General features: G+C 59.5%; 4 protein-coding genes. All 4 read right to left on the bottom strand.

The window, feature by feature from the left end; translation table 11 throughout:
• Nucleotides 1–1,303, bottom strand: a 1,303-nt coding sequence (locus AC3B8H_RS17885) for an alkaline phosphatase PhoX (RefSeq protein WP_488442902.1), incomplete at its 3' end; no start/stop codon positions are given.
• Between the two features lie 293 nt (nucleotides 1,304–1,596).
• Entirely contained in the window at nucleotides 1,597–2,313 is a 717-nt protein-coding gene (locus AC3B8H_RS17890; RefSeq protein WP_488442903.1) for a hypothetical protein, read from the bottom strand.
• A gap of 63 nt (nucleotides 2,314–2,376) precedes the next feature.
• Nucleotides 2,377–3,894 carry an alkaline phosphatase family protein gene (locus AC3B8H_RS17895; protein ID WP_488442904.1) on the bottom strand — a complete coding sequence of 506 codons (1,518 nt, stop codon included), beginning with the start codon at nucleotides 3,892–3,894 and terminating at the stop codon, nucleotides 2,377–2,379.
• Nucleotides 3,895–4,011: 117 nt separating this feature from the next.
• Nucleotides 4,012–5,521 (bottom strand): apolipoprotein N-acyltransferase (gene lnt, locus AC3B8H_RS17900; RefSeq protein ID WP_488442905.1); only part of this gene is annotated, 1,510 nt, incomplete at its 5' end.

Consider the following 5,521-nt stretch of genomic DNA (forward strand, 5'->3'; position numbering starts at 1 on the left):
CGTTGGGATTGAATTTGTCGAAATACAAGCCGGTAAATTCAGAGCCTGAAGTACCGTTGGAGGCCCAACGCGCCAAACCTTCGCCGGCGTCCAGCAAATCGCCGTCCTTATTGATGTCCTTGGCAAACCAAATATCGTCATCCACGGCGCCGTCGCGATCTTCGATGATGTAGATATTTCCCTCGGCGTCGATCGCCAGGTTGTCGGCATTGCGCAAACCGCCGCCCACTGCGGAACCGGTTGCCAGGTCTATCGTGTTGGAATCGGCAAACAAGCTCAACGACTGGGTCGCTACGTTGAAGTTGTAGATGCGGCTACGGCCGTCGGCGGTATTGGCGTTGGTATCGGAATCGGTGGTCGTGAAATAGATCAGCTGATTTCCGCCCAAGCTTTGGATTTCAAGATCCTCCGGACGATTGAAACCGGTTGCCAACACGTCGTTATCGTCGGCCGAAACGCGGCCATCGATGGTGCCGTCGCTGGCCAATGCGGAGACGCCGGCCAGCACGCCACCGTTGGTATCGGTGATGGCTTCCCAAGAAAACGCACCGATAATCGCGGGGCCGTTGTTGCCTTCAAATTGTCCGCCGGCGCCGACCTTCATGACGAAGGTTTGACCAGCCGCGAAGAAATCGTCGCCGTTGTCGGCGAACGGATTGGCTGAAACATATTTGTAGATCGAACCGCCGTTCAACTCGTCGACGAAATACAGACTGTTACTGTTGTCGAATGCCAAACCTTCGTGAGATACGCGCGGCAGCACGCTGCGTTGCACTAAGGTGCCGCCGTTCGTCGTTGCGGTGGTCGGATTCGTCACTTCGAACAAGCGGCCCTTGCTGCTGCCGGCGCCCCAAGACTCCTCGGCGGTCAGATATCCGCCCCAAGGGGTCCAACGCGATGCATCGCCGGCGACGAAATCCTGGGTTCCCGACGCCACGATGGTCGTGGTACGGGTGTTGTAGTTCGAATCGTGCAAATCAATACGTTGTACCCCGCCGGCACCGGTTTCGAACGGCATGAACAAATAGCGGCCGGCGTCCGGGCCGGTTTCATTGGCGGTAATCATGTCCCAGTTGCCGCTATTGCTTTGGCCTTGCGCCAGTTGTGTCGAACGGTCGGCAATCGAAACCTGCGTGAAGTTAGGGCTGGACAGCGTGATTGGAGCCGCGTCGTTGGCGGCTGGACCGGCGGAGGCGGTCAACGGCGTGAAATTATCGAACGCTGTTTCGGCGGCGCTTGCCGCGAAGGGAGATACCAGAGACGCTACCGCGGCAGCGATCAGGGTCAGTCTAAACTCTTTCATAATCAATTCCTTTAGTGCTGTTCGGTGAGTTTTCAAAAAGGCAAGACGCCGCTTCACAGCTCTTGCGAAAAAGATGTTAACCAGCACACAAGAAATTCAAGTTTCAGTTGGGTTAAGATTCGATGAAACGTATTACACGGCCCTAGGCAAATCCTGAATCCGGACTAACGGGCCGGTTATCCGAACGCCGCTACAACCTGACGCTGTATTCGCGGGATGACTGCTCCCGCGCCTAACATCGGCCGCTAAGCATCTATTCCCGATACAAAGCCGCCATGCGCGAACTGATCCTGTCAATGTCCGTGATGATGGCCGCCCTTCAGCGTCGGCAGGATCGATTTGACGAACGGATCGCCCTCCTTGTCGCCGAGGTCGGCATAGTCGGTATGGCCGTAGTCCTCGCCACGACTGTCCGGCCACGGGAGTGGGCCGGGCGGGTACAGCGCCACCAAGCGAGTGGTCAGGCGATGGCCGTGCTCCTGGCGGCGAATCAGGGCCGGTAGTTGTTCCCGGCTCAACCACAATAATTCTTCCACCTCGCCCAGGTCGGACCGGTAGCGCAAGGCACCCCGTCCCAGCACGGTTTCCTCGCCGTCCGGCTGTAGTCCGCCGAGTTCGGCGGGACTGAGCAAGGTGGCCACCGCCCGCCAATCGGGCACCGCCGCCAAGGCTTTCAGGTCGCCCGGCTGATAGTCGATGGTTTGGCGTTGACCGTGAAATATTTTTTGATACGCAATGTCGCCGCCGGCCAGCCGCCGCCAAACTTCGCCGCTGTCGTCGCTAAGATTGTGAGTTGCCACCCGATCGGCCTGACGGACAAAATGCCAGCGGTAGACCCGCGCCGCCTGGTCGCCGTGCGCGTCGAGTTCGACGACTTCGGTTTCGAATTCGGCCGCCAGCGGCGGCATCGCCTCAGCCGCCAGAATTTGCAACGGGCGCGGCGATTGCGATTGGCACGCGGTCAAACTGATCAACAAAACCCAACAAACGGAAAATACGGTTTTCGACATCGAGACTCCAAACATAAAAAAAAGGGCGCCGGTTGGCGCCCCTGCAACTCAATCCACTAAAAATTACTGACCAGCCGGCAATTTCAGCGCCCGCGCCATCACGTGGTAGATGTAGCTCTGCTCCTGCACGCCATGAAACAGATGGGCTTTCGGGCCGTAAGCGTAAATCGCCACGTCCTCGCCGGCATGGGTTTCGCTCGCCATCGGTATCGCGGCTTCCTGCAAGAAGTCCGGATGGGAGGTATCGACATCGGTCAAGTCCGGACGCGGGTTGGGACCGCGATAGCCGGGGCCGTTGGCGTAACCCAGCGTGGTATACGGCAAGCCGTTGCTGTCCTTGGCGAAGACCGTCGCGCCCGGCTCCTTGACCAAACCGGTGATCGGGTTGCCGCGTCCCGGATAGCCGGCGATCGTAAAAGTATGGCTATGGTCGGCGGTGACGACGATCAAGGTATCCTTGGCGTCGGTTTTCTCGACGGCCTTGCGCACCGCGTTGGATAATTCGACGGTATCCGCCAAGGCCCGGTAGGCGTTACCGGCATGATGGGCGTGGTCGATACGGCCGGCCTCCACCATCAGCACATAACCCTTGCGGTTTTTTGACAGCATGTCAATGGCTTTTTCGGTCATTTCGGTCAGCGACGGCTCGCCGCCGGTATCGTTGGCCCGGTCGGTTTCGTACTCCATGTGCGAGCGTTCGAACAAACCCAGCAGATGATCAGTGGTTTTCGGATCGACCGCTTCGAAGCCGGTCTTGTCGTAGACATAGGCCGATTTGGCGTAATGGCTCAACCATTGTTGCGTCAGATCCAGACCATCCTTACGGCCGCCCTTGCTGGCGGTGTCTTCCGGATCGCTCTGGGTATTGGGTAGGAACATGCTGCGGCCGCCGCCCAAAGCCACTTCCAGACCGTCGCCGTAACTGAAATTAACCAATTGCTTGGCAATATCGCTGACGGTGGCGTCGGCCGGCATTTGCGCGTCGGATTCCCAGTCGCGCTCGGAGGTGTGCGCATAACAAGCGGCCGGTGTCGCGTGGGTAATCCGGGCCGTCGAGACGATACCGGTGGACAAGCCGTGTTCCTCGGCCTGCTCCAACAAGGTTTTGACTTTGTATTGGTTTACCACGTCGGCGCTTTTTTCCTTACGCGCGACTTCCATGCTGACCGACAGTTCGCCGTCGTTGGTTTTGACGCCGGTAATCATCGCCGTCATCGTCGGTGCCGAATCGGAAGTTTGCTGATTGACACTATAGGTTTTGGAAAAGGCTGTGTAAGGTGCTTTTTCGAAACTCAGCAAATTTTCCTCACCGCCGCGATTGCCGGCCTTGGCTTGGCCTTCGAAAATCCGAGCCGCGGTCACGGTGGAGATGCCCATGCCGTCGCCGACGAACAGAATCACGTTCTTGGCATGACGCTCGATCGGCTGCAGGTTTTCGGCGGCGCGGATGCTGTGCTGGCCGTTTTGCAGCCAATATTCCGCGTTTTCGACGGTGGTTTCGGCAACGGCCGCGACGGACAGCGTCAGCAACGCGGTAGCCAGGCCGGCCGACAGCGACGATAAAGGGTGGGGGTTGCGCATGGAATATCCTCGGGGCGAAAGGCGGCGCCTCGCCTAGCGCCTTGATAATAATAAGCGGCGAATCGGTTGACGACCGCCAGCTTAAGACCCGAATGAGAAACTACGATGACAACGCCGTTACGATTTTATGACAAGCCGCGCTAGCCGTGGCACCGCCCCAGCCAGCAGCGCCGACAACAGCCAAGCATCCCCAAAACGCGCATAGGGCGTAACGCCGCGCATCGGCACGATGTCGGCGGTCACGGTGGTGGTGGTGAACACCGGAGCGGCGGCGAGCAGACGGCCGTCGGGACCGACGAAGCCGGTGGCGCCGGTGTTGGTGGCACGGGCCAGATAACGGCCGGTTTCCAAGGCCCGCATCCGCGCCATTTGCATATGTTGATAGGGTTGCGCGGAATCGCCGAACCAGGCGTCATTGGTCAGATTGACGATGTAGGCGGCATCGGCGATTTGGCGGGCCACCAGTTCGCCGAAAGCATCTTCGTAGCAAATGGTGGTCACGAAACGATGGCCGCCAGCCGACAACAAGGGCTGGCGGTCGGCGCCGGCGGCAAAGTCGCCGAGCGGAATCGCCATCAGGTCCAATATCCAACCCGATAGCGGCTGCAGCGGCAAATATTCGCCGAACGGCAGCAAATGATTTTTATGATAGAGCTGCCGGTTCTCACCCAGCGCCAACACGCTGTTGTAATAGTCTCTGCCCCGGCCGCTGCTGGGCAGCCCCAAGACCAGTTCGGTGCCGTGCCGACGCGCATCCGCTTGCAGAGGATGGATGAAGTTCTGTTCCACTTCGTTTAAGAAAGCCGGCACCGCCGTTTCCGGCCAAATTACCACGTCCGAATCCCAATGGGCTTCGGTCAGTTGCCGATAGAGCGCCAAGGTCTTCGCGCGCTGTCCAATCGCCCATTTTTGATCCTGACCGATATTGCCTTGCACCAACGTCACCTTGATCGGCCGGCCGGCCGGCTCGGTCCAGGCCACGCCGCGCAAGGCCGCGCCACCCGACCACGCCAGCAAGACCAACGGCAAGCCGCGCCGCCAGCCAATCGGCCCGACCGCGATCTCCACCAACCCAAACGCCGACAGCGCGAGCAAGAAACCCACACCGTACACGCCAGCGACAGGCGCATAGCCGGCCAACGGCGCATCCAACTGAGCGTAACCGATCAGGAGCCAGGGAAAGCCGTTCAGCAAGCAGTCGCCGCGCAAATATTCGACCAATATCCAGACCGCCGCGAATCGCGTCGCGCGCCCCCACCCGCTAGCGCCGGCGTTGATGTTGACCGCCAAATAGCCCGCCAACGCCGGAAAAACCGCCCAGGCCGCAATCAATAAACCGGTCAAGGCAATAGCGGCGGCGGGTTCGGCGCCACCGAAATCATGAATGCTAATATAAACCCACCACAGACCGCTACCGAATAACCCCAAGCCGAATGCGTAACCCAACCCGGCGACTTGCTTCGGCGGCCGGCCCAGCCAGGTCCAGTACAGTAAAGCCAGTGCCGGCAAAGCCAGCCAAGACAGATCGTGGGGAGAAAACGCCAAGGTCAGCACCGCGCCGGCCGCCGCCGCGATCAGGTACGCGGTCCATCGAGGAAGTTGGAACATGGAGAGAGTTTCAGCCAAA

The sequence above is a fragment of the Methylomonas sp. BG-2 genome (assembly GCF_057766305.1).